The 24391-nt window shown below is 51.5% G+C and carries 18 protein-coding genes; 9 read left to right on the forward strand and 9 right to left on the reverse strand.

Annotation, left to right across the window (positions count from 1 at the left end):
* Position 1: 1 nt before the first annotated feature.
* The 7 genes from IEX74_RS00805 to IEX74_RS00835 all read right to left on the reverse strand — a co-directional run bounded on the left by IEX74_RS00805 (position 2) and on the right by IEX74_RS00835 (position 9812).
* Positions 2–1063 (reverse strand): cytochrome c oxidase subunit II, encoded by a 1062-nt coding sequence (locus IEX74_RS00805; protein WP_188810021.1) that lies wholly within the window; start codon positions 1061–1063, stop codon positions 2–4.
* 95 nt (positions 1064–1158) lie between these two features.
* On the reverse strand, positions 1159–2466 hold the full coding sequence (locus tag IEX74_RS00810) for a quinol:cytochrome C oxidoreductase (protein ID WP_188810024.1): 1308 nt from the start codon (positions 2464–2466) through the stop codon (positions 1159–1161).
* 6 nt (positions 2467–2472) lie between these two features.
* A complete protein-coding gene (locus IEX74_RS00815; protein ID WP_188810026.1) occupies positions 2473–3219 on the reverse strand; it encodes a c-type cytochrome in 747 nt (248 codons plus the stop codon).
* Positions 3219–3746 (reverse strand): DUF3341 domain-containing protein, encoded by a 528-nt coding sequence (locus IEX74_RS00820; RefSeq protein WP_188810028.1) that lies wholly within the window; start codon positions 3744–3746, stop codon positions 3219–3221. Before IEX74_RS00820 ends, IEX74_RS00815 begins: the two co-directional genes overlap by 1 nt.
* A complete protein-coding gene (nrfD, locus tag IEX74_RS00825) occupies positions 3739–5196 on the reverse strand; it encodes an NrfD/PsrC family molybdoenzyme membrane anchor subunit (protein WP_229755063.1) in 1458 nt (485 codons plus the stop codon). The genes IEX74_RS00820 and nrfD overlap by 8 nt, the downstream gene beginning before the upstream one ends.
* Before the next feature lie 68 nt (positions 5197–5264).
* Positions 5265–8315 carry a TAT-variant-translocated molybdopterin oxidoreductase gene (locus tag IEX74_RS00830; protein ID WP_188810029.1) on the reverse strand — a complete coding sequence of 1017 codons (3051 nt, stop codon included), beginning with the start codon at positions 8313–8315 and terminating at the stop codon, positions 5265–5267.
* Between the two features lie 147 nt (positions 8316–8462).
* A complete protein-coding gene (locus IEX74_RS00835; RefSeq protein ID WP_188810031.1) occupies positions 8463–9812 on the reverse strand; it encodes a cytochrome c3 family protein in 1350 nt (449 codons plus the stop codon).
* Positions 9813–10237: 425 nt separating this feature from the next.
* Between IEX74_RS00835 and rpsF the strand changes: the two genes are divergently transcribed.
* The 6 genes from rpsF to priA all read left to right on the forward strand — a co-directional run bounded on the left by rpsF (position 10238) and on the right by priA (position 18258).
* Positions 10238–10615 carry a 30S ribosomal protein S6 gene (rpsF, locus tag IEX74_RS00840; RefSeq protein WP_188810033.1) on the forward strand — a complete coding sequence of 126 codons (378 nt, stop codon included), beginning with the start codon at positions 10238–10240 and terminating at the stop codon, positions 10613–10615.
* A 4-nt stretch (positions 10616–10619) separates the two neighbouring features.
* The gene (rpsR, locus tag IEX74_RS00845) at positions 10620–10871 is read left to right on the forward strand and encodes a 30S ribosomal protein S18 (RefSeq protein ID WP_086593116.1); all 252 of its coding nucleotides are present in this window, start codon (positions 10620–10622) and stop codon (positions 10869–10871) included.
* A gap of 107 nt (positions 10872–10978) precedes the next feature.
* Positions 10979–11422 (forward strand): 50S ribosomal protein L9, encoded by a 444-nt coding sequence (gene rplI, locus IEX74_RS00850; protein ID WP_188810035.1) that lies wholly within the window; start codon positions 10979–10981, stop codon positions 11420–11422.
* Positions 11423–11639: 217 nt separating this feature from the next.
* A complete protein-coding gene (locus IEX74_RS00855; RefSeq protein WP_188810037.1) occupies positions 11640–13544 on the forward strand; it encodes a GSCFA domain-containing protein in 1905 nt (634 codons plus the stop codon).
* A gap of 57 nt (positions 13545–13601) precedes the next feature.
* Positions 13602–15635 carry a thioredoxin domain-containing protein gene (locus IEX74_RS00860; RefSeq protein ID WP_188810038.1) on the forward strand — a complete coding sequence of 678 codons (2034 nt, stop codon included), beginning with the start codon at positions 13602–13604 and terminating at the stop codon, positions 15633–15635.
* An 85-nt stretch (positions 15636–15720) separates the two neighbouring features.
* Positions 15721–18258, forward strand: coding sequence for a replication restart helicase PriA (gene priA, locus IEX74_RS00865; protein ID WP_229755064.1), 2538 nt, complete (start codon positions 15721–15723; stop codon positions 18256–18258).
* Between the two features lie 71 nt (positions 18259–18329).
* Here the strand turns inward: priA and IEX74_RS00870 are convergent, their stop codons facing one another.
* The gene (locus IEX74_RS00870; RefSeq protein ID WP_188810040.1) at positions 18330–18929 is read right to left on the reverse strand and encodes a hypothetical protein; all 600 of its coding nucleotides are present in this window, start codon (positions 18927–18929) and stop codon (positions 18330–18332) included.
* 323 nt (positions 18930–19252) lie between these two features.
* Between IEX74_RS00870 and IEX74_RS00875 the strand changes: the two genes are divergently transcribed.
* The 3 genes from IEX74_RS00875 (at position 19253) to IEX74_RS00885 (ending at position 21734) form a co-directional block, all read left to right on the forward strand.
* Complete coding sequence (locus tag IEX74_RS00875) at positions 19253–20047, forward strand: class I SAM-dependent methyltransferase (protein ID WP_229755065.1); 795 nt, start codon at positions 19253–19255, stop codon at positions 20045–20047.
* 53 nt (positions 20048–20100) lie between these two features.
* Positions 20101–21333, forward strand: a complete 1233-nt coding sequence (locus IEX74_RS00880) for an S-adenosylmethionine:tRNA ribosyltransferase-isomerase (protein WP_188810041.1) — start codon at positions 20101–20103, stop codon at positions 21331–21333.
* Positions 21334–21422: 89 nt separating this feature from the next.
* Positions 21423–21734 (forward strand): hypothetical protein, encoded by a 312-nt coding sequence (locus tag IEX74_RS00885; protein ID WP_188810042.1) that lies wholly within the window; start codon positions 21423–21425, stop codon positions 21732–21734.
* Between the two features lie 84 nt (positions 21735–21818).
* Here the strand turns inward: IEX74_RS00885 and IEX74_RS00890 are convergent, their stop codons facing one another.
* Complete coding sequence (locus IEX74_RS00890; protein WP_229755110.1) at positions 21819–24389, reverse strand: M14 family metallopeptidase; 2571 nt, start codon at positions 24387–24389, stop codon at positions 21819–21821.
* Between the last annotated feature and the right edge of the window lie 2 nt (positions 24390–24391).

A 24391-nucleotide genomic window follows, 5' to 3' on the forward strand; every position in this document is an offset into this window, starting at 1 on the left:
ATTAAAGGGAAGCTTTTGTTGCAGGTGTAACAACAGCTGCTGCAGCTTCTTTGGTAACCAGTTTATCAGACTTCTCTTTGAAGCTAGCTAGTACATCAGGGTTCTGTTCTGCAAATGATTTCTGCTGAGCAAACCATGCTACGTAGTCATCCGGCTCATCTACTACAATGTTCAACTTCATAGCAAAGTGCCCGCGGCCACATATTTGGTTACAAGCTAGCTCATAGTTGAATTTAGGATTACCAAGCTGAGCCCGCATTTCATCGGTTGTTTTGGTGGGGGTGAACCAGAACTTTGTTGGCATACCAGGCACAGCATACATCTGTACACGAAAGTGTGGCATGTATACCGCATGCAATACGTCACGGGAACGAATTCGCAACAATACTGGGTGGCCTTTAGGAACGTGCACCTCTCCTGCTACAAAGTCGTCTAGGCCATTTTTATCATTCAGATCGAATCCAAACTCGTTTGTGGCATCAATCAAACGATAATTAACAACGCCTAGCTTTTGGTCACGACCAGGATAACGCACAAGCCAGTTGAACTGTTTGCCCATCACCTCTAATACAACAGAGTCTTTTGGGGCAGGACCAGTGATCTTAGTCCACTGCTTCCACCCAGCGAATACTAGGCTCGCCATCACAATGGCAGGAATCAAAGTCCAGATAACTTCTATCTTATTATTGTGAGAGAAGAAGAAAGCTCGACGGTTGTCCTTATGTTGATAGCGATAAGAAAACACAAATAACATCACTTGAGTAATTGCAAAAGCAATACCTAGGATGATCATAGTAGTCCAAAACATCCGTTCCAAGGCATGGCCATGAATAGAGGCAATGGGCGGATTCATCTTATCGAAGTTGTCCGCGAAAGACCAAGCAAACGCCCCGCCTCCTATCACCATGAATACAAGCATGAGGATAGCGTTGGCACGATTGCTAAGCCCGATGTCACGAGTAAAGCTGCCCGAGAAGATAGAAGTGAGAATCTGGAGGCGGAACAGCAAGCCAAATACGACAAGCAGTAATACCAGAACCAGAAGAATACTGAGAGCAATCATGAGGATATGTTGAGCTACAGAAATGAGAGTTGGGAAGCTATAAGTGAGAGGACTTCACTGATCTACCTTCTCACTCCACAATACTCAGGTCTAGGTTAAGTGGTATGATGCACACTCTCATCCAAGAATGGATGATGCACTGGAACAAGTGAAGCCTGCGACAAACGTTTTGTCACCAGCAAAAGGAAAGACCCTAAGAAGATCATTGCCGTGCCGATCTCAATGATAAACCCATTGTCGGCCTTTAAAGTTGCTGGCATGATCATCAAATAGAAATCAGACCAGTGTCCAATCAGAATAGCAATGCTTACAATTTTGAGCATAATCATCTGCCGCTTAGCATCGCGCGTCATCAGTACTAAGAAGGGGAAAGCAAAATTTATTAACAGGTTGAAAAAGAAGATTCCTGTATAACGGTCATTGAACCCTCCTAGACGTTGATTATAGTACACAGCTTCTTCTGGTAGGTTAGCGTACCAGATCAGCATGAACTGAGCAAACCATACATAAGTCCAGAAGATGCTGAAGCCGAACATGAATTTACCTAGATCATGCAAATGGCTAGCATTTACAAAACGCATGTATCCAGCCTGCTTCAGGAAAATTACAATAAGCGTAGTAGCTGCAATACCTGATACCCACCAGCTAGCAAAAACATACCAGCCAAACATTGTACTGAACCAGTGTGTATCTATAGACATTACCCAATCCCAAGCCGACATTGATGAGGACACCGCAAATAGCACTAAGAATACAGCAGCTACATTGATGCTTTTGTGGAAGTAAGCAGTACCACCATTTAGATCCTCTTCTAACGAAAGCTTGCGCAGTCTTTCAGAGAAGAACCACCAAATACCTATGTAAACTATCATTCTTATGAGGTAAAAAGGCTGGTTTAGAAAGCCACTTTTACCAGAGATGATAGCATCATAGCTTGGTGATTTAGGATCCATAATTCCTTCATGTGTCCAGTGAAAGAGATCATGCTTGCCTACTAAGAATACTAGCAGCATAATAACTCCTCCTGGAAGTAGCCAAGCACTCAGTGCTTCGTTGACACGTTTGATTAGCACTGACCAGCCTGCGTAAGCAACATATTGTAATGCGACGAAGAAAGTGCCAATTACAGAGATACCAACGAAGTACACATTATTCAGCCATAGACTAGCGAACAGGCGCTTTAGCCAGATAGGACTTCCTTCTTCATGGTGTGCGGAAGCTCCCATGCCAGTGCCATGTTCAGCAGCGTGATGGTCAGCACCAACACCCATAGCCGCTAAAATCAACCCAACTACTAGCAGGATTACACCGGCAACAATAATCGTAACAAATGTTCTACGTGTTTTCGCGGAAAGCTCCAGGTGTTCAGCCGTGGCGCTTTCATGATGCGTCAAAGTTGCCATAGTTGATTAGTTAGCTTTTCCGTTTCGTCCTTGAGCACCACCCTGACCAGGAGTTGCAGAACCTTTACCAGCCTGAGCTTCCTCTACTGGTGCTTGATTTGCCCGATCTGTCGATTCTGATTGATCAACTATTTCAGGAGAATCGTCACCTTTAGCTTGTACCAAGTCAGCTAAACCATCTGGACCTTTTCCTTGCTGGAGTACACGTACGTACATAGCAATCTTCCAACGCTCCTCTGGATTAACGATAGATCCGTGTGGCATCATACGGTTACGTCCCCATTGTATGACGTGATAGATGTGCCCATCATTCATCGTCTTATAAGCTCCAGTAGAGTAGTTCGGCACACCTTTAAACTTTTGCCCTACTGGCCCTTGACCGTCACCTTGTTCACCATGACAATGCGAACAAATACGAGTGTAAAGAACCTTACCCTCTTCTAGGTTCGCTTTGGTATAGCGAAATGGGTTTCGCAAGGTATGCTCTGCAATACGAACACTGTCTTTCGGAATATGATCGTAGTAACTCAACTTACCTAATGGTACTGTTCCAACCACTGGTGTGCGCATGTTAAGTCCCATCGGATTGATGATATTAACATTCTCTTGCTTCAGCGGCTCGTAAGGAATTGATTCGTACATCTGCGGAGCATATTCCACACCGGGACTACCGGCTTCATTACAGGCAACAGTGCATACTGCTCCGAACAGTATAGCCGACGCTTGCAGACCTAATTTCAGCGTATGCGTCATTATTTCTGAGTCATTTCTTTTTCGTTCACCTCCGAAGCACCATTGTCACGCAACAATTGTCTTAGGTGGTTCATATCGAAAGTGCTATTGTTCAAATCAATAGCTACTACAAACTTATCGTCAGTGGAGCGAACATCTAGCACTGGAACTCTCCACCGTGGGTACAAACCGCATATAGTGAAGAAGGTAATCATCATCCCCCATGCGCAGAAGAGCACAGTTAACTCGAAAGTCACAGGGATAAAGGCAGGAAGAGCGATGTGTGGCTTGCCACCAATAATCATTGGCCAGTCGAAACCTAGCATATAGATCTGCATCCACAAAGCAAATGAAGTTCCACACAGGCCAAAGAAGAAAGCAGCTATAGGCAAACGAGAGCGTTCAATACCTAGTGCATCATCGATGCCGTGTACAGGAAATGGCGTAAATACGTCGTGGATTTTAACACCGGCAGCGCGGATGTTATCAATGGCGTGCAGGAGCACGTCTTCGTCATCGAAGATGCCGAGGGCGAAGCGCTTAGTCATGCTTATTATAGTTTACAGGAGCTGAGGCAGGAACACCAGGAGTAGCAGCATGTTGAACGGGAGCATGATGATCATGTCCTCCAACATATGTTGGACCATTGTCTACTCCATATTTCAGGACAGACTTCACTTCAGCCATGTTGATGACAGGGAAGAACTTGGCAAAAAGCAAGAACAACGTGAAGAATAAGCCAATGGTACCCAAGTAGATACCAACATCGATTCTGGTTGGCGAGAACATGGCCCAACTAGAGGGCAGGTAGTCACGGTGAAGCGAAGTAACAATAATTACGAAGCGCTCGAACCACATACCAATGTTCACAATGATGGAGAGCAGGAAAGTGAGCGGGATGCTATAACGAACCTTACGAATCCACACCAGCTGCGGGGTAATTACGTTGCAGGTCATCATTGACCAGTAAGCCCACCAATAAGGACCAGTAGCACGGTTGATGAATGCGTACTGTTCAAATTCTACCTGCGAGTACCAGGCGATGAAGAACTCTGTAATGTATGCCACACCTACGATTGAGCCAGTGATCATCATGATCTTGTTCATCAAGGCGATGTGCTCCAGTGTGATATAATCTTCCAACTTAAACACTACACGCGTAATCAACATCAGCGTGAGTACCATAGCAAAACCGGAGAAGATAGCTCCTGCCACGAAGTATGGAGGGAAGATGGTAGTGTGCCAGCCTGGTACAACAGAGGTAGCAAAGTCCATCGATACAATCGTGTGTACTGATAATACTAGCGGCGTAGAAACACCAGCTAGGATTAAAGAAACTGTTTCGTAGCGCGACCAGTGCTTGGCCGAACCCGTCCAGCCGAAGCTAAGTAGTGCATACGCACGACGTGCGATTGGCCCTTTTGCTCGGTCACGGATGGTAGCGAAGTCCGGAATCAGACCTGTGTACCAGAACACCAACGAAACAGAGAAGTAAGTCGAGATGGCAAACACGTCCCATAGCAGAGGGGAGTTGAAATTTACCCATAGTGACCCAAAAGTGTTTTGGAACGGCAATACCCAGAAAGCTAACCATGGACGTCCCATGTGCAGTACAGGGAACATAGCGGCGCATATTACCGCAAAAATAGTCATTGCTTCTGCTGCCCGGTTGATGGAGGTCCGCCACTTCTGACGGAACAACAGCAACACAGCTGAGATAAGCGTACCAGCGTGGCCAATACCTACCCACCACACGAAGTTGGTGATGTCCCAAGCCCAGCCAACTGTCTTATTTAAACCCCATTCTCCGATACCATACCATAAGGTGCGATAAACTGAGTAGAGAAAAACGCCGAACAGGAACAAAGCTACACTCAAGGCTGCCATCCACCGGACGTTCGGCTTGGCTTCAACTTGGCGGCACACGTCCTGCGTAACGTCGTGGTAGGTCTTTCCTCCTGTTACGAGAGGCTCCCTTACGGCTGATACGTGCTGCATAATCTTGAACTTAAAGGAGTGGAAGAAAGAGCCATTTTTTACAACAACTCTTCTGTATTACACAAAAACTAAGCGTTCCGACTCTCTTCCGTATTACGGATTTTAGTAAGGTACGTGATATTCGACTGCGTGTTGATAGAGTCAATTACATGGAAACCTCTTTCTCCATGTTCACGCTGTGTTATTTTGTGAACCTGTGACTCTGGATCGAGTAGGTCACCAAACACAATTGCTTGAGTTGGGCATGACTGTGCACAGGCAGTTACAACTTCGCCATCTTTCGGACGGCGCTTCTGCTTTTTAGCCTCGAGTTTAGCCAACTGGATACGCTGCACACAGAAGCTGCACTTCTCCATTACACCACGGGCACGCACTGTAACATCGGGGTTCAGTACCATCCGGCCTAGATCAGTGAACATGTGACCATTCACCGTTTCAAACTTCTCGTTAGAGTAGTAAGAAAACCAGTTAAAGCGACGCACTTTGTACGGGCAGTTATTTGCACAGTAGCGGGTACCAACGCAACGGTTATAGGTCATTTGATTCAGACCTTCCGAACTGTGCGTAGTAGCCAATACTGGGCACACTGTCTCACATGGTGCGTGATTGCAATGCTGGCAAAGCATAGGCTGGAAAATAACCGACGGATTGTCGGAAGGATCTTCCATAGCCCGGTATGTAGCTAGCTTACCTTCGGTCTCAAATTCATCCTTGTGATGATCTGAGCTATAATAACGGTCAATGCGCAGCCAGTGCATTTCCCGACGGTTGATCACCTCTTGTTTACCGACTACGGCTACGTTGTTTTCGATCTGGCAACCTATCACACAAGAACCACAGCCGATGCATGAGTTAAGGTCAATGACCATTCCCCAGTGGTGGTTTTTATACTCATAATCTTGCCACAGAGAAACTTTTCTGGGATCTTCTAATCCTTCAGGAGTAGCAACCTTATCGTACTCAGTAACTTTTTTCGGATTCTTGGCATATTCATCCAATGTAGCTTCCTGCACTACTGGCTTACGATCCATAATTGTATGGTGCGTCTGCGTCTGTGCAATCTGCGAGTTAGCTCCTGTCTTTTCAATCTTAGTGACCGAAGTAACATAGGAAATGGCGTTATCTGCCGCTACTGCTAACGGGTAAACATTTGCGCCTAATTTATCCCCTACTCGTCCTGCCTTCTCACGCCCATAACCTATTGCAACACTAACAGAACCTTGTGCCTGGCCCGGTTGAATTAATATAGGCAGTTCTACTGATTGACCGTTTGCAGTGGTAATGCGAACTACATCACCCTGCTCCCATTTATTCTCAGCCGCAACAGCCATAGTACGAGGTACAGCAAGGTAGTTACCCCAAGTAGCTTTGGAAACTGGATCTGGCAACTCCTGTAGCCAAGGGTTATTTGCATCAGCTCCGTACCCAGGGCCTACACCTACTTTCTCGTAAAGGGAGAGTTCTATACCTGTTTGCTTCGGTGCAGAAGCAATTTTACTAAGAGCTTGATCAATTGTGATTGTACTACCTAGCTGAGGTTGAACAGCGGGAGTAAGAGAACCAACAGCGACACCATCATGTACTGCTTTATCCCAGTTAGCTTGAAAGTTGCCTCCTAAGACGCCACGCCAGTTAGCACGGAGATAATTGTAGTATGATTGCTGATTGCCTGCCCACTTCAACAAGCTATCCTGAGCTTGGCGGGTAGCAAACAAAGGCGAAATAGTAGGTTGAGCTAAGCTCAAAGCACCACGACGTGGTTCATAGTCATTCCACGATTCCAGAAAATTGTGGTCTGGACAAGCATAATAACAAAGCGAACCTGTCTCGTCTAAACGGTCGTTGAGCGATATGCTCATGGGCACCTTTGCAATGCCTGATCTTACTTTATCTGCTAAAGGATGATTGTATGCTGGATTGGCATGGTAGAAAATAACTGCGCCTACAGTACCAGCATTCATGTCATTCACCAGACGCAGAAAACGGGCATCATCACCTTGGCGAACAAAAGAGGGGTTATCTGTATCAACAGTAGTACCTACATTACCCAAAGCTTGGTTGATGGCAGTTACAACTGTTTGAACCGCTACATCATTTGAGCCTGAAACTACTAGGCTACGACCACGATGAGCCTTCAACTCAGCAACAGCCTTGTTTAACTGCTCATTCTTGAACGATGAACTTCCTCCGCCAACAATACCATTGTAAAGTGCAGCGGCTACTGCCCCCATTTCAGAAGGCTTTACTGCGACACGTACGTCAGCATTGGCACCAGTGAGCGACATAGTCGGCTCAAACTGGAAATGCCGTGACATTGTACGCTTATCACTCGATACTTTGCGGTTGGTAATGTACTGCCGGGCGTACTCTATCGGAGACAACCATGTACCTAGGAAATCAGCACCTAGGCTAACAATGACATCGGCTTTGCTGAAGTCGTAAGCAGGTACAACGCCACCATTAGCACGCAGAAGAGCAGAGCTGGAGTTGGCATCATACATTACATGCTCCGTATTGGGATAACGGGCAGCAAACTCCGCAATTACTTTCTTAGTAGTCGGGCTGATGATGGTAGGAGACACAATTGCAATTCGGCCAGTAGCCCCGGCAAGCTTAGTCCGAATCTCTTGGTCAACGCGAGCTGTTTCTGCTTTCTGCCCTTTTATAGTGAAGTGCTGCAAGCGGCCACCATCGTACAAGCTTAACACAGAAGCCTGCGCTCGTGCCGATAGGCCTCCCCCTGTAATTGGTGAACCAGGATTGCCTTCTAGTTTAATCGGACGGCCCTCACGAGTTTTTACCAATATGCTGTTGTAGTCAGTACCGTTGAAGTACGACGAGGCATAAAAGTTAGCAATACCTGGATCAACTTCTTCTGGCTTATTCAGGTAGGGAATAGCCTTCTTAATTGGTGTTTGGCAGCTAGCTAAAGTGGCCGCGGCAATGCCGAAGCCCATGAGCTTGAGGAAGTCGCGGCGCGGGGCTACCGATTCGTCGGAAGAGCCATAGGTTTCTTTCACCGGTAGAAAATCCGCAAACTCAGTGAGTGCGTTTTTTACAAACTCCGGCGAGTTTTCCAGTTCCTCAATTCCCTTCCAGTACTTAGGCGACTCTTGCATTTGTTTTTAGGACTTAAGACCTTGGTGATTAGGCTTTTTAGAACCGAGTAGGATCACCAAGTTAAGGCTTATTTAGAATCTAAAATCAGTAAAGGTGTTAGGCTGTATAGAGCTTGATTAAGATCAACTTCTATACAGCCCTATAACCTAGTAGTGGCACTTAGAGCACTCCGTACCGCCGTTAGAAGATACGGTAAACGGTGCTGCACTATTAGCTTTGTCGTGCAACTTCACAAGGTTATTGTAGTAGCCGTTGCCTTTCGTGTTGAGAGGCGTCTCGCGGTGGCAGTTGATGCACCAGCCCATGGTGAGAGCAGAGTACTGATACACTACTTCCATGTTTTGAATAGGGCCATGGCAAGTCTGACATTCGATGCCGCCGACTTGCGTATGTTGTGAGTGGTTGAAGTAAGCTAGGTCAGGTAGGTTGTGAATACGTACCCACTGAATTGGCTGTTTCTTCTCAATAGCACGGTAAATCTTGCGAATCTCCGGCGATTCTGTTTTGATCTGCGAGTGGCAGTTCATACAGATATTAGCCGAAGGAATATTGGCACTCTTACTCTTATACACACTAGTGTGGCAATAAGAGCAGTTAATCTGGTTTGTACCAGCGTGTAGTTTGTGTGAGAAGGCAATAGGTTGCGTGGGCTGATAGCCTTGGGTTAGGCCAACGCCCATGGCAGCCTGAACTGATTCGTAGAGGATAGCCAGTGTAAAGACGGTGACAGCAAGCCCTCGTACGATATTGGACTTGTATATCTTCGAATAATCGAAGCGCTGCTCCATCAACTCTACATCACGACCATCCAAGTCTTTGCGGCCGCGAAGTACATCCTTCATGATGTTGGCGATAATGACGAGCGTCACTACCAACACGATCAGAACTACTACTAATACGATCAATAGAACATTAACATACTGACCAGCTCCAGCAGTATCATCAGCGGCAGCATCCTTGCCGTCTGTTGCGTTAACGTTACCTGCTGTTACACCTCCCTGATCAGCCGTACTTCCTTTTCCGCTCTCGGCGCTGATATAAGAGATAATAGAGGTAATTTCAGCATCTGATAGTTGGAAGCTAGGCATCTGCTGCTTCTGATACTGATTGAACAGCTTCACTGCATATTCATCGCCACTGGCTACTACTTTGCTGGAGTTCTTTATCCAAGGGATGAGCCAAGATATCGGACGGCGCTTGGTAATGTCTTTTAGGGCTGGTCCGACTACTACGTCGTTCACAGCGTGACACTGAGCGCAATTGTTTTTGAACAATGCATCGCCGGCAGCAATAGCAGCAGCATCACCTCCACCGGTGGCTGGGTCAGCCCCGGCGGTAGCACCGGGGGCTACTCCATCCTTGCTTACGCCAGGGGCTGAACCCACCGGCGCTGTACCAGAACTTTGCTGTTGAGCCACAGCATTGCTTAGGCCAGCAAAGGTCAGGAACAACGCAAGGAAGAGATGAGAAAGGGAACGTAGTCGGATGCTATCCATAGCACAAAAAGACTGAAGAAAAGAAACGCACAGGTGCTCCAAGGCCACAAATGTAGGTCGTGAATCGCAGACCACAAACCCGGTTTAGGTAATTTTCACGTAATGAATCTTGCTTAGAATCATTCTAAAAACCGCAATAAATACTACTTTATATAGGTACCTAAATACAGCAAGGCCCACCTATTATGCTAGCAGTAAGTAGTATACCCCTACTATTGGTTATACCTTCTACTTACTACTTGGTATACCTTATAGTAGTTGTCAACTTGAACCAAGTTTTTACGAAAGCCCTATACTTCAATCTAGTCTTATTACTTCTGCTGATTGAGTATGAACTAATTAAACCAATATGTTTGTCATGAGCAATAGAAGTAGTACCTTTGCCGCCTCATTTAGTTTTCACTTAATTTTATTCATCCCGTCTAATGGAAGTAAGAAATTACGAGACGGTCTTCATTCTGACCCCCGTGCTGAACGAGGCTCAGGTGCAAGAGACGATCGAGAAGTTCTCGCAGGTGCTTAAGGAAAATAGCGCCGACATCATCAACACTGAAAACTGGGGCCTCAAGAAATTGGCGTACCCGATTCAGAAGAAATCGACCGGATATTACCACCTGATCGAGTTCACTGGCGCTGGCAACGTAGTTGACCAGCTGGAGCTGGCATTCCGCCGTGACGAGCGCATCATTCGGTTTTTGACTACGGTGCTTGATAAGCACGCCGTGTCTTACAACCAGCGTCGCCGCAACGGTGAGATGAACCAGCAGAAAGCCCAAAAACAATCGGACGCCGTAGCCCAGTAAGAAGATGAGCCTAGCTAACGAAAAAATCCACAAACAGGATACTCGCAAAAAGTATTGCCGTTTCAAGAAGAACGGCATCAAGTACGTCGACTACAAAGACCCGAACTTCCTGCTGAAGTTCGTGAACGAGCAAGGCCGCGTACTGCCCCGTCGTATCACGGGTACCAGCCTGAAGTTTCAGCGCAAAGTAGCGCAAGCCGTGGCCAAAGCCCGTCACCTGGCGTTGATGCCTTACGTAACTGACTCGCTGAAATAGACATTAGTTAGTATTGAGTAGTTGGTATTGAGTAGTGAGGCAATCAGAAAGTTTTCTTCTATGCTTACTTAATACCTACTACTCACTACTCAATACTAGATAAAGACATGGAAGTAATTCTGAAAGACGACGTAAAGAACCTAGGTTACAAGAACGATATCGTGACGGTAAAGCCTGGTTATGGCCGTAACTACCTGTTGCCACAGGGCCTTGCGGTTCTGGCTGACAAGGCTAACAAGAAAATTGTAGCTGAAAACGTACGCCAGGCTGCTCACAAAGCAGAAAAAATAAAAACTGACGCACAAAACATTGCTAACCAGATCGGTGAAGCAGTACTAGAGATTCGGGCTAAAGTAGGCGAAACCGGTAAGATCTTCGGTCGTGTAACTACGCTGCAAATTGCCGAGGCACTCAAAGCGAAAGGCATTGAAGTAGATCGTAAGCGCATTTCCTTCGATCAAGAGCCTTCAACTGCTGGTGAGTACACTGCTACTATCAACCTGCACAAAGAAGTGAAGCACCAGGTGCGCTTTAATGTAGTAGCTGAATAGTTCGCATTGCTTAAGTTAAAAGCCCGATCACGCGAGTGGTTGGGCTTTTTTGTTGAAATTGTAACTTCTTTCGTTCAAGTCCTTGTTCAACTACGTGGTTTGCTCGGTAATCAACAGGTTAGCTGAGTAGGCGAAGACCTAGGTTTGGGTTTGGCTAAACGCACAGAGTTCAGTAGGTTGCTTGTTCCTTGTCCAGTCGCGGCCGTATTTAGTTAGAATGTTTCGCACCGAAATTCCTTTTATTGCACACCCGCACCCGCTGCCCGCATCAGCACGCATCCTCACTGTAGGCTCCTGCTTTTCCGATGCAATTGGCAATCGACTTGCGGACGCGAAAGTGCAGACATTGGTTAATCCCTTTGGCACTGTATTCAACCCTTTATCCGCTTGCAAGCTACTACGGGCCGCTGTCGGGGAAGAAGTGGACTGGCAGCAACACCTAGTGGAAGCACGCGGCAGGTGGCAGAGCTATGACTTGCATGCTACCATCGGTGCCGACTCACCCGTTGCGTTGCTGCAACATATTCAGGAGTTGGTGCAGCAAACCGGCGACTTCGTGCGCACGGCTGATGTCGTTGTGCTTACCCTAGGTTCTGCTTTTGCGTACCGGCTGCTGGAAACGCAGGAGCTTGTAAGCAATTGCCACAAGATTCCGGCTGAGCGCTTTGAGAAAGAATTGCTGACGCCGGACGAGATTATTAATGCGGTGGCAGAAACCCACGCCTTTCTGCGGCTACAGAATCCGAAGCTTCGGTTTATCTTGACTGTCAGCCCGGTACGGCATTTGAAGGACACATTGCCGCTAAATGCCGTAAGCAAATCAGTGTTGAGAGTTGCGTGCCATTACTTGAGCGAACTGCTTGCCGATGTAGCTTATTTCCCGGCGTACGAGCTGTTGTTGGATGATCTGCGTGATTATCGCTTCTACGCGGCTGACATGCTGCATCCTTCTGAAGTAGCGGATAATTATATCTGGGAGCGATTCACACGAACGTATTTTGACGCCGATTTTGGTCGTTTCCGGAAAGAATGGGAATCAGTACGGCAAGCCTTATCGCACCGACCGCTTTACCCGAGTGCACCCGAGTATCGGCAATTTCTGGAAAATACACTCGGTCGTTTGCAGCGCCTGTCTACTCAGGCCGACTTACGCGCTGAGATACGCGAGGTGGAGCAGCGACTAAAAGCGTTGCCGACTCCTAAGCCTGTGGTGCTTCCCGAGCCGGAGGAAGACGATGAGGAACGCATTGACATCGGTGCAGCCGAAAGAACTGCTGTTCCCGTGACTCCTGAAGAGCAGCCACTGATGACGGAAGTGGTTGAGGAAGATGAAGAAGAGGAAACCTTTATAGCCGAAGAACCAGCAATAGAAGCGCAGCCAACTACGGAGACGGCAGAAGCGGCGCCTGCTTCGTTGAAGAAAAAGCGTCGTTCAAGAGGTGGAGCTAAACGAACAGCCCGCAAAAAAGCAGCTCAGCTCGCAGCGCTGGCTACTCCTGAAGCTCAGCTACTATTACCATCAGCGGAGCCAGTGGCACTTATTGCTGAAAATGCCACCGCTGAAAGCACGCCTGAGTCGGTTGAGTTACCGTCTGCTGAAAACCAAGTAACGGAGATTCCTCAACCAGCGCATGAGTCGGAACCTAGGCCTGAGCTAGCTTCAGAACCTGAGTTGGAGTCTGTTCCTGCATCCGTTGTCACTTCACAAGCAGAAGCATCCGAACCAACGGAAGATTCGGCTACTCCTTCGGATGATGAACCGAACACTGCCGACCTGCAAACGACAGATGAACCCGTGCCAACTGCCCCTAGAGCTCGCAAAGGACGCACGGCAGGGCAGATTCTGAAGGCAAAAAGCGGCCGTAAGTCAGCAAAAGCTGCGACTAACACGGCTTCTAAAACGGCGAAAGCTAGCTCCGCTGGCACCACTCGCCGCAAAGCACCCGCCGTGACAGCACCAGCGCCAGCAGCAGTTGAGTCTCAGCCGCTTCCTGAGCCTGCGCCCGTAGCTGAAGCTAATCCTAATGATGTACCAACGGCACCTGCTGTCGCGGCGAAGCGGCGCGGCCGTCCACCGCGCAAGAAGCCCGCGAAAACTGACGAATCGACACCTCCTACGTAAAACAAAACCCGGCTGCTCTGGCCGGGTTTTGTTTTTTCAAGCTAGCTCTTTGTTCTCATGTCTACTTCTGCATCAAGTTTCACGAATCGTTTAATCGACGAAACCAGTCCTTACCTGCTCCAACACGCGCATAACCCAGTGATGTGGTATCCGTGGGGAGAAGAAGCTTTGGACCGCGCCAAAGCAGAGCAAAAACCGATTCTGGTGAGCATTGGTTACGCGGCTTGTCACTGGTGCCATGTAATGGAGCGTGAATCGTTTGAGAATCAGCGTATCGCGGAGGTGATGAACCAGCATTTTGTGTGCATCAAAGTAGACCGGGAAGAACGACCGGACGTCGACCAGGTGTACATGGACGCCGTGCAGGCGATGGGTGTACAGGGCGGCTGGCCGCTGAACGTGTTTTTGAACCCGGATGCGAAGCCATTCTACGGCGGCACTTACTTCCCGCCCCGCAATTGGGTGCAGCTGCTAACGAGCATTGGCGAGGCGTATCAGGGTGAGCACCGGGCGGAGCTGGACGAATCGGCGGAGCAGTTTGCCCGCGTGCTTCGGGCCAGTGACTTAGAGAAATATAGCTCTCAAGGCCCAGACCTAGGTTTGTCGGACGAGGAGTTTAGCCTGTTGGTCAATAACCTAGGTGGGCGTTTCGACCGGGACCTAGGTGGCATGAACCGCGCGCCGAAGTTCCCAATGCCCAGCATCTGGCGCTTCCTGCTGCGCTGCCACGCCCTAATCGGCAACCAGGTAGTGCTGGATCAAACCATACTTACACTCCGCGAAATGGCTTGGGGCGGCTTGTACGACCAAATTGGTGGTGGCTTTGCGCGCTACTCGGTTGATGCGGAGTGGCTGGTACCACACTTCGAGAAAATGCTCTACGACAATGGCCAGCTTGTGAGCTTGTACGCCGAAGCATATCAAGTAACAGGAAATGATCTGTTTCGGGAGGTAGTGTATGACACGGTAGCCTTTGTGCAACGTGAGCTGACCAGCCCGGAAGGCGGCTTCTATTCGTCGTTGGATGCGGATAGTGAAGGCGAGGAAGGTAAGTTTTACGTGTTTACCAAAGAAGAGCTAGGTGAGCTGCTCGGCGATGAGGAGGCACTTTTTTCCAGCTATTATAACTGCAACAGCCTAGGTAACTGGGAGCACGGCCGCAACATTCTGCATCGGCGGCAGACAGATGCGGAGTTTGCCGAGGAGCATGAGCTAGCCCCGGAAGTTGTGACGCAACTCGTGCGCGATTGGAAGGAGAAAATCATGGAGGCGCGAGCAAACCGCGTACGACCCGGCCTTGATGACAAGATCCTGGCTGGTTGGAACGCCCTAATGCTAAACGGATTGATAGACGCTTACCGGGCTTTTGGCGAAGCAGCGTTCCTTGACCTAGCTTTACAAAACGCCCAATTTATTCAGGAGAAGCTGCGCAACGGTGTCGGCCTGTGGCGTAATTATAAGAATGGTCGCGCTACCATCGCGGGCTTTCTGGAGGATTATGCGTTAGTCATCCAAGCCTTCACGCAGCTCTACGAAGTTACCTTCGAGGAGCAATGGCTGGGCGAGGCGGAAGCGCTGACGGAATATGTGCTGGCGAACTTCTTTGACCCGCAGGAAAACCAGTTTTTCTATACCGACGCGACCGGCGAAGCACTGATTGCCCGCAAGAAGGAGCTGTTTGATAATGTGATACCTAGCTCTAACTCGGTAATGGCGCACAACCTGCACCGCCTGGGTTTGCACCTGGAAAATGCCCGCTACGCGGAGCTAGCTTCTACGATGCTCCGGCAGGTGCAGGAACTAGCCGTGAAAGAGCCACAGCACCTTACCAATTGGGCTTCCTTGTACGCCGCTTTACTGAAGCCGGCCGCGGAAATTGCCATTGTAGGGCCAGCGGCAGAAACCATGCGCCACGAGCTGCAACAGTACTTTTTACCCAATGCCGTAGTGGCCGGCACGACTAGCAGCAGCGGCTTGCCGTTGCTTCAACAGCGTGCGGCTCAAAACGATCAGACCACTATTTATGTTTGCTTTAACCGGGCCTGCCAACGGCCGGTGCATACGGTAACGGAGGCGTTGGCCCAACTGTAGCGCGGCGCACATTTGGAGGCGCATGGCTCCGGTTGCCCGCTCCATTCGTGTTATCTTTACGGTTCGCCCGACAGTATTCTTTCCCTTGAGCCTCTCTTTTGACTTTGTTTTGCCGGAAGCCACGGCGACGGACCGCATCACGCTTTTCGTCGACGTGATTCTGCCGTTGCCGCTGCCCAAGCTCTACACCTACCGCGTGCCCTACGAAATGAACGACGAAGTCGTGATTGGAGGGCGCGTGATTGTGCAGTTTGGTGCCAAGAAAACGCTGAGCTGCATTGTGGCGGCCGTGCACGAAACACCGCCTAAGCAGTACCAGGCCAAGTATATTCTAGAGTTCATTGATGATGCGCCGGTCGTCACGCAGCCGCAGCTGAAGCTGTTTCGCTGGATGGCTGACTATTACATGTGTACCCTCGGAGAGGTGATCAACGCGGCCTTACCCTCGGCGCTGAAGCTTAGCTCGGAGTCGCGCATTCAGTTGCACCCGGCTTTTGTAGCGGAGGAAAATCCGTACCCGCTGTCGGAGCAGGAGGAGCGCATCGTGAGCATTCTGGCTTCGGAAGATGGCAAGTCGCTTACGTTTACGGAAGTAGGCGACCTACTGGGTATCAGCAGCTTTCATAAGGTAATTAAAAGCCTGATTCAGAAAGACGTCATCTTTCTGTTTGAGCACTTGGCTGATAAGTACACGCCGAAAGTGGTGAAGAAGGTGCACCTGGCGCATCACTTTGTGGAGGAAGGTGTGCTCGAAGAACTGTTCCAAAAGCTAGCTTCCAAACCCAAACAGCTTGATGTGCTGATGCGCTACTTGCAGCGCGTGCCGGTGTACCAGAATATTCACGCCAACCACAAGGGGCTGGAAAAAGCGTATCTCACGAGCAGTCCGCACCTCTCCCCTTCTGCCGTCAATACGCTCATCAAAAATGGCGTTTTGGAGCAATTCGACGTGATTGTGTCGCGCTTTCCGTTGGAAGATGAGCCGGAAGCCAAGCTGCACTTCGCGCTCAGCGAAGCCCAAACCGCCGCCCGCGACGAAGTCCTGAACCTCTTCGGGGAGAAAGACATCGTGCTGCTGCACGGTGTAACGGGCGCAGGCAAGACTGAAATCTACATTGATCTGATTCGCAAGGCCTTGGAAGGCGGCGGGCAGGTGCTGTACCTGCTCCCGGAAATTGCCCTCACGGCTCAGATCGTAACACGCCTGATGCGCGTGTTTGGGTCAAGGCTAGGTGTCTACCACTCCAAGTTCTCCGACAACGAGCGGGTAGAAGTGTGGAACGGCGTGCTATCGGGGCGCTTTCAGGTGGTGGTGGGCGTGCGCTCGGCCGTGTTTCTGCCCTTCGACAACCTAGCTCTTATCATTGTGGATGAAGAGCACGAGTCGAGCTACAAGCAGTACGAGCCGGCCCCGCGCTACAATGCCCGCGAGGTAGCCTTGATGATGGCTAATTATCAAGGGGCCAAAACGTTGCTAGGTTCGGCTACGCCGGCCGTTGAAACCTACTACCAAACCCGCGCCGGGCGCTATGGGTTAGTTACGCTTACCAAACGCTTCGGGGAAGCCGGTTTGCCTGAAATTGAGCTGGTTGATACGCGTAAGTCGCGCGAGGCGAAGAAGATGCATAATCACTTCACGCCCGAGCTGCTGACGGAAATCGAAACCAAGCTCAGCCTAAAGGAGCAGGTTATTCTGTTCCAAAACCGGCGCGGCTACTCGCCTTTTATCAATTGCCTGGATTGCGGCTGGATTCCGAAGTGTAAGAACTGCGCCGTTAGTCTGAGCTACCACAAGCACAGCCACGAGCTGCGATGCCACTACTGCGGCTACGCCGACCGCATGCCGGTGGAGTGCCCCGCGTGCGGTTCGCGCAACCTGAAAACGGTAGGATTTGGCACCGAAAAGATCGAGGACGACCTCAAGATTATGCTGCCGGCTGCCAACGTGCAGCGCATGGACCTGGATACCACCCGCGCCAAGAACTCGTACCAGCAAATCATCAGCGACTTCGAGAAGCAGACGACCAACGTGCTGGTTGGCACCCAGATGGTGACCAAAGGCCTAGACTTTGCCAATGTGAGTCTGGTCGGCATCATCAATGCCGACAGCATCATTCACTACCCCGATTTCCGGGCGCACGAGCGGGCGTTTCAGATGTTTGTGCAGGTGAGCGGGCGCGCCGGGCGCAAGGGCAAGAAAGGCAAGGTTATCATCCAGACCGCCGACCCGCAGCAAGTGATTTTCGACAAAGTAATCCGCAACGATTACCTCGAATTCTACGATTACGAAATCACGCAGCGACGCGAATATGGCTTTCCGCCGTTTATGCGGGTCATCCGAATGACGGTGAAGCATATGGACCAAAGCCTAGGTGAACAGGCGGCCATTCTGCTCACCCAGGAACTGGTGGCGAGGCTAGGTCGGGAGGCGGTGCTGGGGCCGGAAGCGCCATATATTTTCCGCATCCGCAACTTCTACTTGCAGGAAATCACGATTAAGCTTGATCGGGAACACACGGTGCTCAAGCAGGCTAAGCTGCAAATCTGCGAGGCGATGAACGTGGTCAAAGATCAAAAAGAGTTTAAACAGGCTAGGTTGGTAGCCGACGTGGACCCGATGTAAAACCTAGGTTTAAAATAAAAAGCCCGACCATCATGCATGATGGTCGGGCTTTTTTATTGCATTATAGACGCTTATACCTCGTCCAAAATGCCTAGGATAATGAGCACGATACCTAGGATGGCGAGAATAGCGCCAAGCAGGCCGATAATGCCACCAAATATCCCTAGCAAAATACCCACTAACAGCAATACAATGCCTAGCTTGATGTTGCGGCTGAGTGCGTTAGCATCATCCGTCGAAGCAGTTTCGGTGCGCTGCTTGAGTTGCATCTTTGAAGCTACTTTATCAGCCTTCTTCATCACCTTCTGCACCATAGCTTTCTGCACGATGTTTAGCTTGACAGCTTTGGCTGGCTTAGCAACTTCCGCTTTGGCAGTGGTAGCAGCAGGCGCTACAGGAGCAGCAACTTTAGCGGGAACTGCTGGAGCTTGAGCAACTACGGCCGGCGCAGCCTGTGGAGTGCTAACTTCAGGCGTAGTAACGGGAGCAGCTTCTACTGGGGCGGGCGCTACGGGGGCCACTGCTACAGCGCGGTTGGCAGCTGTGCCGTGGTACGACGACGTTTTGGGCAGCATAGCATACTCAGCGCGGTTGCAGCTCGTGAGTGATGCGGCAAAAAGTACAGCCGACGTCATGTAGCCAAGCCATTTCGTGTGGATTTTTGGCATCATAAGAAGAGAGTAAAAAGGTGAAAAGATTGGGTTGAACAGTGCCCTATACGCGTAAAAGTATAGGTTGGCCGGAGTTTAGGGCAGTAAAAATGTAATAATCTGATTTAGCAGTGTTCAGCACCTGCCTCACAGAAGATGTTCTTTGTCAGAACCTCTTTGAGAATCAGCACCTAGCTCTGGCCTTGATTTACCACCTAGCTTTTTTAGCTTGCCTGTATAAGCAAAGGGCTTTCTCCTGCGTTGTAGCAAATAGGGTCAGGGCTTTGCCGAACCCTTCGAAGCCAAGTGCTGTTTAGTTTGGAGGCTTTTGTGAATACTTATCTATGCGTTGCTCTTCCTTGTTCGTAAAGCATTTTCTGGCTCCTGGCGTACTGCTGATGCAGGTAGCCTGTACGCAACCGCCAACAGAAAGCAGCAGCGCAGCTTTCATCGGTGAACAGACGCGCAGCGAAGCTCCTGCTGACTCCAGTGGCTACGAGCTCCGCCCTGCTTCCGACCCCAATGGCATCAGCAAGTACTACCAGGGTCGGCAGATTGCGCACGTAATGGGGCATGAAGGCTCGGGCTGGCTGGAGCGCTCCGACCGCGACGAGGAAGAAGGTACGGACGTGCTGTTGCAGCAACTCAACCTGAAGCCAAACGATGTAGTGGCGGATATTGGCGCGGGCACTGGCTACTTCTCCTTCCGCATCAGTCCGCTGGTGCCGAAAGGGAAAGTGCTGGCGGTTGATATTCAGCCCGAAATGTTGGCCGCTTTGAAGGAAAACAAGCAGCGCAACAACATGCAGAACGTGGAACCGGTGCTCGGTACCACCAAAAACCCCAACCTGCCCGCCGGCGCCGTAGATGTCGTGCTGATCGTGGATGCGTACCACGAATTTGACCATCCGCGCGAGATGATGGAAGCCATCCGCACGTCTCTCACCCCCGAAGGCCGTGTGGTACTGGCCGAATACCGCGCCGAAGATCCGCAGGTGCATATCAAGCGCATTCATAAGATGAGCATCGAGCAGGCGCGCAAAGAGATGGAAACCGTGGGGCTGGAGTTCGACAAGAGCGTGGAAGTTTTGCCGCAGCAGCACCTCATGTTCTTCCGCAAAGCGGAAACCAAGCTCTAAGCACCTAGGTCGAGGCTGGCGGCAGTAGCGCAACCTAGCCTTACCTTTGCGGTATGTCTGCTTTCCCTGATCCGCGCCAGCTTTCCATCCACGATTTCACCTACCAGCTGCCGCCCGAGTGCATTGCCGCCGAGCCGCTTTCTGCCCGCGACCAATCGCGCTTATTGGTGTGGCGCCGCGGCGAAATCACCGACCGGCATTTCTACAACTTACCCAACGAGCTGCCACCTAGCTCGCTGCTCATCTTCAACGATACGAAGGTGGTGCGCGCCCGCTTGTTTTGCCAAAAGCCCACGGGTGGCATCGTCGAGCTTTTCTGCCTGGAGCCGGTAGCGCCGCACCGCGCCATTGAGCCGGCCATGCAACAGACCGGCAGCTGCGTCTGGAAGTGTCTGATAGGCAATGGCAAGCGCTGGAAAACGGGTCCGGTTACGCTTGCTTTCACCGCCAACGGTCAAGAGGCGCTGCTCACGGCTGAGCGCCTGGAAACCGGCGACGGCTACGCCCTGATTCAGTTCAGCTGGGAGCCGGCGGCGCTGCCGTTTGCCGAGGTGCTGCGAGCCGCGGGCCACCTGCCCCTCCCACCCTACCTGAACCGCGCCGACACGGATGTGGACGCCGTGCGCTACCAAACGGTATACGCCGCCCACGAAGGCGCCGTAGCCGCGCCCACCGCTGGCCTGCACTTCTCAGAAGCCGTATTTGCCGACCTAGCTTCCCGCGGCATCACCAAGGGGCAAGTGACGCTACACGTTGGCGCCGGCACGTTTCAGCCGGTGAAGGCCGACCAGATGGCGGGCCATGCCATGCACGGCGAGCCGATCAGCGTGGAAGCCAGCTTGTTGCGGCAGCTGCTGGCGCATACCGGCGGGCCCGTTATTGCCGTGGGAACTACCAGCCTTCGGACGCTGGAAAGTCTTTACTGGCTTGGGGCTTTGCTGGCGCAAAATCCGGCCGCCAACCTAGGTTCTTTGCACGTAGGGCAGTGGCAACCTTACGAAGACTTGCCGCCGCTCTCTACAACCGAGGCTTTGCAGGCGCTGCTTCAGCACCTAGAGGCCACGGGCACCGATATCTTGCAGGCTACTACCCAGCTGCTTATCGCGCCGGGCTATCAGTTTCGGGTGGTGCAAGGGCTGATTACCAACTTTCATCAGCCGGAAAGCACGCTGCTGCTGCTCGTATCGGCGCTGATTGGCGCGGAGTGGCGGCGCGTGTACGACCATGCGCTTCAGCACGGCTATCGTTTTCTGAGCTACGGCGACAGTTCGCTGCTTTTGCCGTGATTATACGCTTTTACGGATGAGCTAATACAACCATTTTCAGGGGGTGCGTATAAGGGCCTAAAGGTTCTCTCCCTTAGCCTAACAATCTCATGAAAAAGTCACTCATGCTACTCGCCGCAGTAGCTTTCTCAACCGCTGCCTTCGCGCAGACTACTACCACGCAAGATCCGGCTACCGGCGCTAAAACGACTACGACCGTTCGTGATAATGGCACCGTGAAAACGGAAACCCGCACCGGCCGCACTGAAGCAGGCGAAAAGATCCACGAAACTAAGGAAGACGCCAAAGTAACAGGCAAGAAAGCTGGACACGCCGTAAAAAGAGGCGCCCAGAAAACGGGTAAAGCCGTGAAGAAAGGTGCTAAAGCCGTTAAGACCAAAGCAAAAGACGTAGTAGACTAGTCTACTAGCCGTATTACCCACCCAGTAAAAAGCCCCGCCAATACTTTGGCGGGGCTTTTTGTTTAGCAACAGGAAGAACCTAGGTTACTGACCAACAAAGAAAAGCGCGTTGCCAAACAGCAGCTTGCCACTTTGCCAGAAGGCCCGGAACAGTGGATTATCGCCCATGTACACCACCTGGCCGCGACCTAGGTCTTGGGTGCCTAGCACGAAGGTATCGGTGAGCTGCTGGCGCGCCTTGGTGCCTGTGAAACCGGCTGCGTAGCTGCCTTTTTTGATGACGCCCACGTTCCAGCCACCTTCCCCGAGGAAGCGGTAGCCCAGCGGCTCGCGGATGAGGGCAAAGTACGTATTACCGTAGCCGAAAGCCAGCGGATGCGTGTTGTCGAGCTGCACGCGGTAGATGCTGCCTTGCACCCGCTCTTCAATGCCGGCGCGGTTGGCGGCACCGTAAGGTTTCAGCAGCGCATAGGGGCTAGCTTTTTTCAAAGCTGTCGAATCGGCGGGCTTGGTTTTGAGCAGAAAGTCGCGCTTGTTGGCCAGGAAGCGTGAGGCACCTTCCAGCGCGATAAGCTTGCCGCCGCTGCGTATCCATTGCTTTAGGTTTTCCAGATTGCGCTCCGAGTACACGTCGGTGTAGTTGCCATCGGGCAGAATCAGCACGTCGAATTTGGCGAGCGGCACCGTGCTTAAGTAGTCAGTACCTAGCACCGTTACGGCGTAGCCGATCTGCTGCTCGAAGAAGTGCCACACCTCGCCGAAAGCCGTCGGGTCGACGCCGGGGCCGGCCAGCAGCGCCACATTGGGTCGCTTCACGAAGTGCACCGACTCCGAACCTAGGTCGCCACCGGTGGTAGAAAAGCCGGACTTCACTGCCTGCACCACCACGCCCGCCGAATCGGCCTGGGCCCGCACGAGCTGATCGAACTTCGCGCCCATGCTTTCGTTGCCGGTGCGCGTAATCACGAGCGTGCCGTGCTGGTACTTCTGGCCTTCTGCCTCAAACGGCTCCTGAGCCACGCGCACCTTCACGTTCTGCTGGAGCAAGCGGCTCAGGAAACGAACATCCTGGAGGCTGTTCCAGCGGGCCAGGTAGGCGTATGGCTTTTCGGCGGTAGCGGCCGCGCTGCCTTTCACGGTGATTTGTGTCGGTGCCGTAGCCGAGGAACCTAGCTTTTCACGCAGCGCGTAGGCTTTCAGGCCAAAAGAATACGGCAACGCCCAGGCCGTAATATCATACGTGAGCGAATCTTCAAGCTGCGGTTTTGGATCAAACAGCACCTTCACCAAGGTGGATTTCGGCTGGTACATGCTCACCACCACGTCGCGTGGCTCGATCTGCACCGCTTCCACTTTGCCCGACGTGTAGTTAAAGGCCCGCACTTTCATTTTCTTCTCCGCGTAGCCGTATTTAATCTGCTGGCGGTCGAGGTACTGGGTGAAAGCGCGGAGCTGGCCAGGGTCGCTGGCGCCCGCCATTACATATGATTTATAGTCGCCTTTCGGCTTGGTGCGGGCATCGTCGTAGTATCTCTGAAACTCCCGCAACAGGTCGTCGTGGTGCTCGGCGGTGGCTTGGATGGTTGCGCGGCTAGCGGCTACGTGGTGCGCAATGCGCTGACCTAGGGTCAGTGTGTCGCCATCGGCGCGGGCGTAGGCTACGCCGGCTGGTCCGCCCCCACCCTGCTCGTAGGTCATGCCGATGGCGCCGTTGAAGGTCGGCCAGGTGTCGCCGTAGGTAGGCGCGAAAAGGTCGTAGACTTCGCGGGTGAAATACAGCCAGCCGTTTTTATCGAACACCTTCTCGTTGTACTCGCCAATGATATTCTGAAACTGGCGCTGGAAAGGCGTGATGTCAGCGTGGAAAGGCTTGGCAGCCGGCGAGAAGTAATACGAGTTATTGGGCCCCATCTCGTGGAAATCGGCGTGTACTTCGGGCAGCCACTGGTTGTAAAGCGCAATACGCTGGCGGCTTTCCTGCTGTGTTTGCCAAGCCCAGTCGCGGTTCAGATCGAAGTAGTAGTGGTTGTAGCGCCCGCCAGGCCAAGGCTCGTGGTGCTCCCACGAATACGGCGAAGCGTTTGGCGACTGGTTGCGCACCCGATTATACCAAGACGAGTACCGGTCGCGGCCATCGGGGTTCACGCAGGGGTCCACGAGCACTACGGTGTTCTGAAGCCACTGCTGCACCTCTTTGTCTTGCGGATTAGCTAGGTCGTACAGCACCTGCATCACCGCCTCCGACGACACAGCTTCGTTGCCGTGCACGTTGTAGCTGAGCCACACTACGCCGGGCATTTGGCGGTTTGCCTGGCCGCTTTCCACGCCTGCCAGGCGCAGATTATTGTGCCGAATATCTTCTAAACGCGTGAAGTTGTTGGCGGTGGCAATCTGCACCACTTCTAGCGGGCGGTGCTCGTAGGTTTCGCCGTAACGCACCAGCTTCATGGTGGCGGGCGAGTGCTGCACAATATGATCCACGTAGCGCAGCAGTTGCGCGTGCGGCGTAAACTGGCTACCCAGCGGATAACCTAGGAATTGAGCCGGCGTGAGTAGCGGACCGGCGTCGGCGGCTGGGGTGTTTTGGGCTGATGCGGGTTCTGTCTGCCAGGTTAGCAGCAGTAGAAAGGTCGCGAGGGTACGAAGTTTAACCACCA

The organism is Hymenobacter cavernae, assembly GCF_014641455.1.
GTDB lineage: Bacteria > Bacteroidota > Bacteroidia > Cytophagales > Hymenobacteraceae > Hymenobacter > Hymenobacter cavernae.

Excerpts from the sequence above, each read along its gene's own strand:
- IEX74_RS00880 (WP_188810041.1), top strand. The coding sequence starts at position 20,101 with ATGTCTGCTTTCCCTGATCCGCGCCAGCTTTCCATCCACGATTTCACC.
- IEX74_RS00855 (WP_188810037.1), top strand. The coding sequence starts at position 11,640 with ATGTTTCGCACCGAAATTCCTTTTATTGCACACCCGCACCCGCTGCCC.
- nrfD (WP_229755063.1), bottom strand. The coding sequence starts at position 5,196 with ATGCAGCACGTATCAGCCGTAAGGGAGCCTCTCGTAACAGGAGGAAAG.
- IEX74_RS00870 (WP_188810040.1), bottom strand. The coding sequence starts at position 18,929 with ATGATGCCAAAAATCCACACGAAATGGCTTGGCTACATGACGTCGGCT.
- rplI (WP_188810035.1), top strand. The coding sequence starts at position 10,979 with ATGGAAGTAATTCTGAAAGACGACGTAAAGAACCTAGGTTACAAGAAC.
- IEX74_RS00805 (WP_188810021.1), bottom strand. The coding sequence starts at position 1,063 with ATGATTGCTCTCAGTATTCTTCTGGTTCTGGTATTACTGCTTGTCGTA.
- IEX74_RS00835 (WP_188810031.1), bottom strand. The coding sequence starts at position 9,812 with ATGGATAGCATCCGACTACGTTCCCTTTCTCATCTCTTCCTTGCGTTG.
- IEX74_RS00830 (WP_188810029.1), bottom strand. The coding sequence starts at position 8,315 with ATGCAAGAGTCGCCTAAGTACTGGAAGGGAATTGAGGAACTGGAAAAC.
- IEX74_RS00885 (WP_188810042.1), top strand. The coding sequence starts at position 21,423 with ATGAAAAAGTCACTCATGCTACTCGCCGCAGTAGCTTTCTCAACCGCT.
- IEX74_RS00875 (WP_229755065.1), top strand. The coding sequence starts at position 19,253 with ATGCGTTGCTCTTCCTTGTTCGTAAAGCATTTTCTGGCTCCTGGCGTA.
- rpsF (WP_188810033.1), top strand. The coding sequence starts at position 10,238 with ATGGAAGTAAGAAATTACGAGACGGTCTTCATTCTGACCCCCGTGCTG.
- IEX74_RS00820 (WP_188810028.1), bottom strand. The coding sequence starts at position 3,746 with ATGACTAAGCGCTTCGCCCTCGGCATCTTCGATGACGAAGACGTGCTC.
- IEX74_RS00860 (WP_188810038.1), top strand. The coding sequence starts at position 13,602 with ATGTCTACTTCTGCATCAAGTTTCACGAATCGTTTAATCGACGAAACC.
- IEX74_RS00810 (WP_188810024.1), bottom strand. The coding sequence starts at position 2,466 with ATGGCAACTTTGACGCATCATGAAAGCGCCACGGCTGAACACCTGGAG.
- rpsR (WP_086593116.1), top strand. The coding sequence starts at position 10,620 with ATGAGCCTAGCTAACGAAAAAATCCACAAACAGGATACTCGCAAAAAG.
- IEX74_RS00815 (WP_188810026.1), bottom strand. The coding sequence starts at position 3,219 with ATGACGCATACGCTGAAATTAGGTCTGCAAGCGTCGGCTATACTGTTC.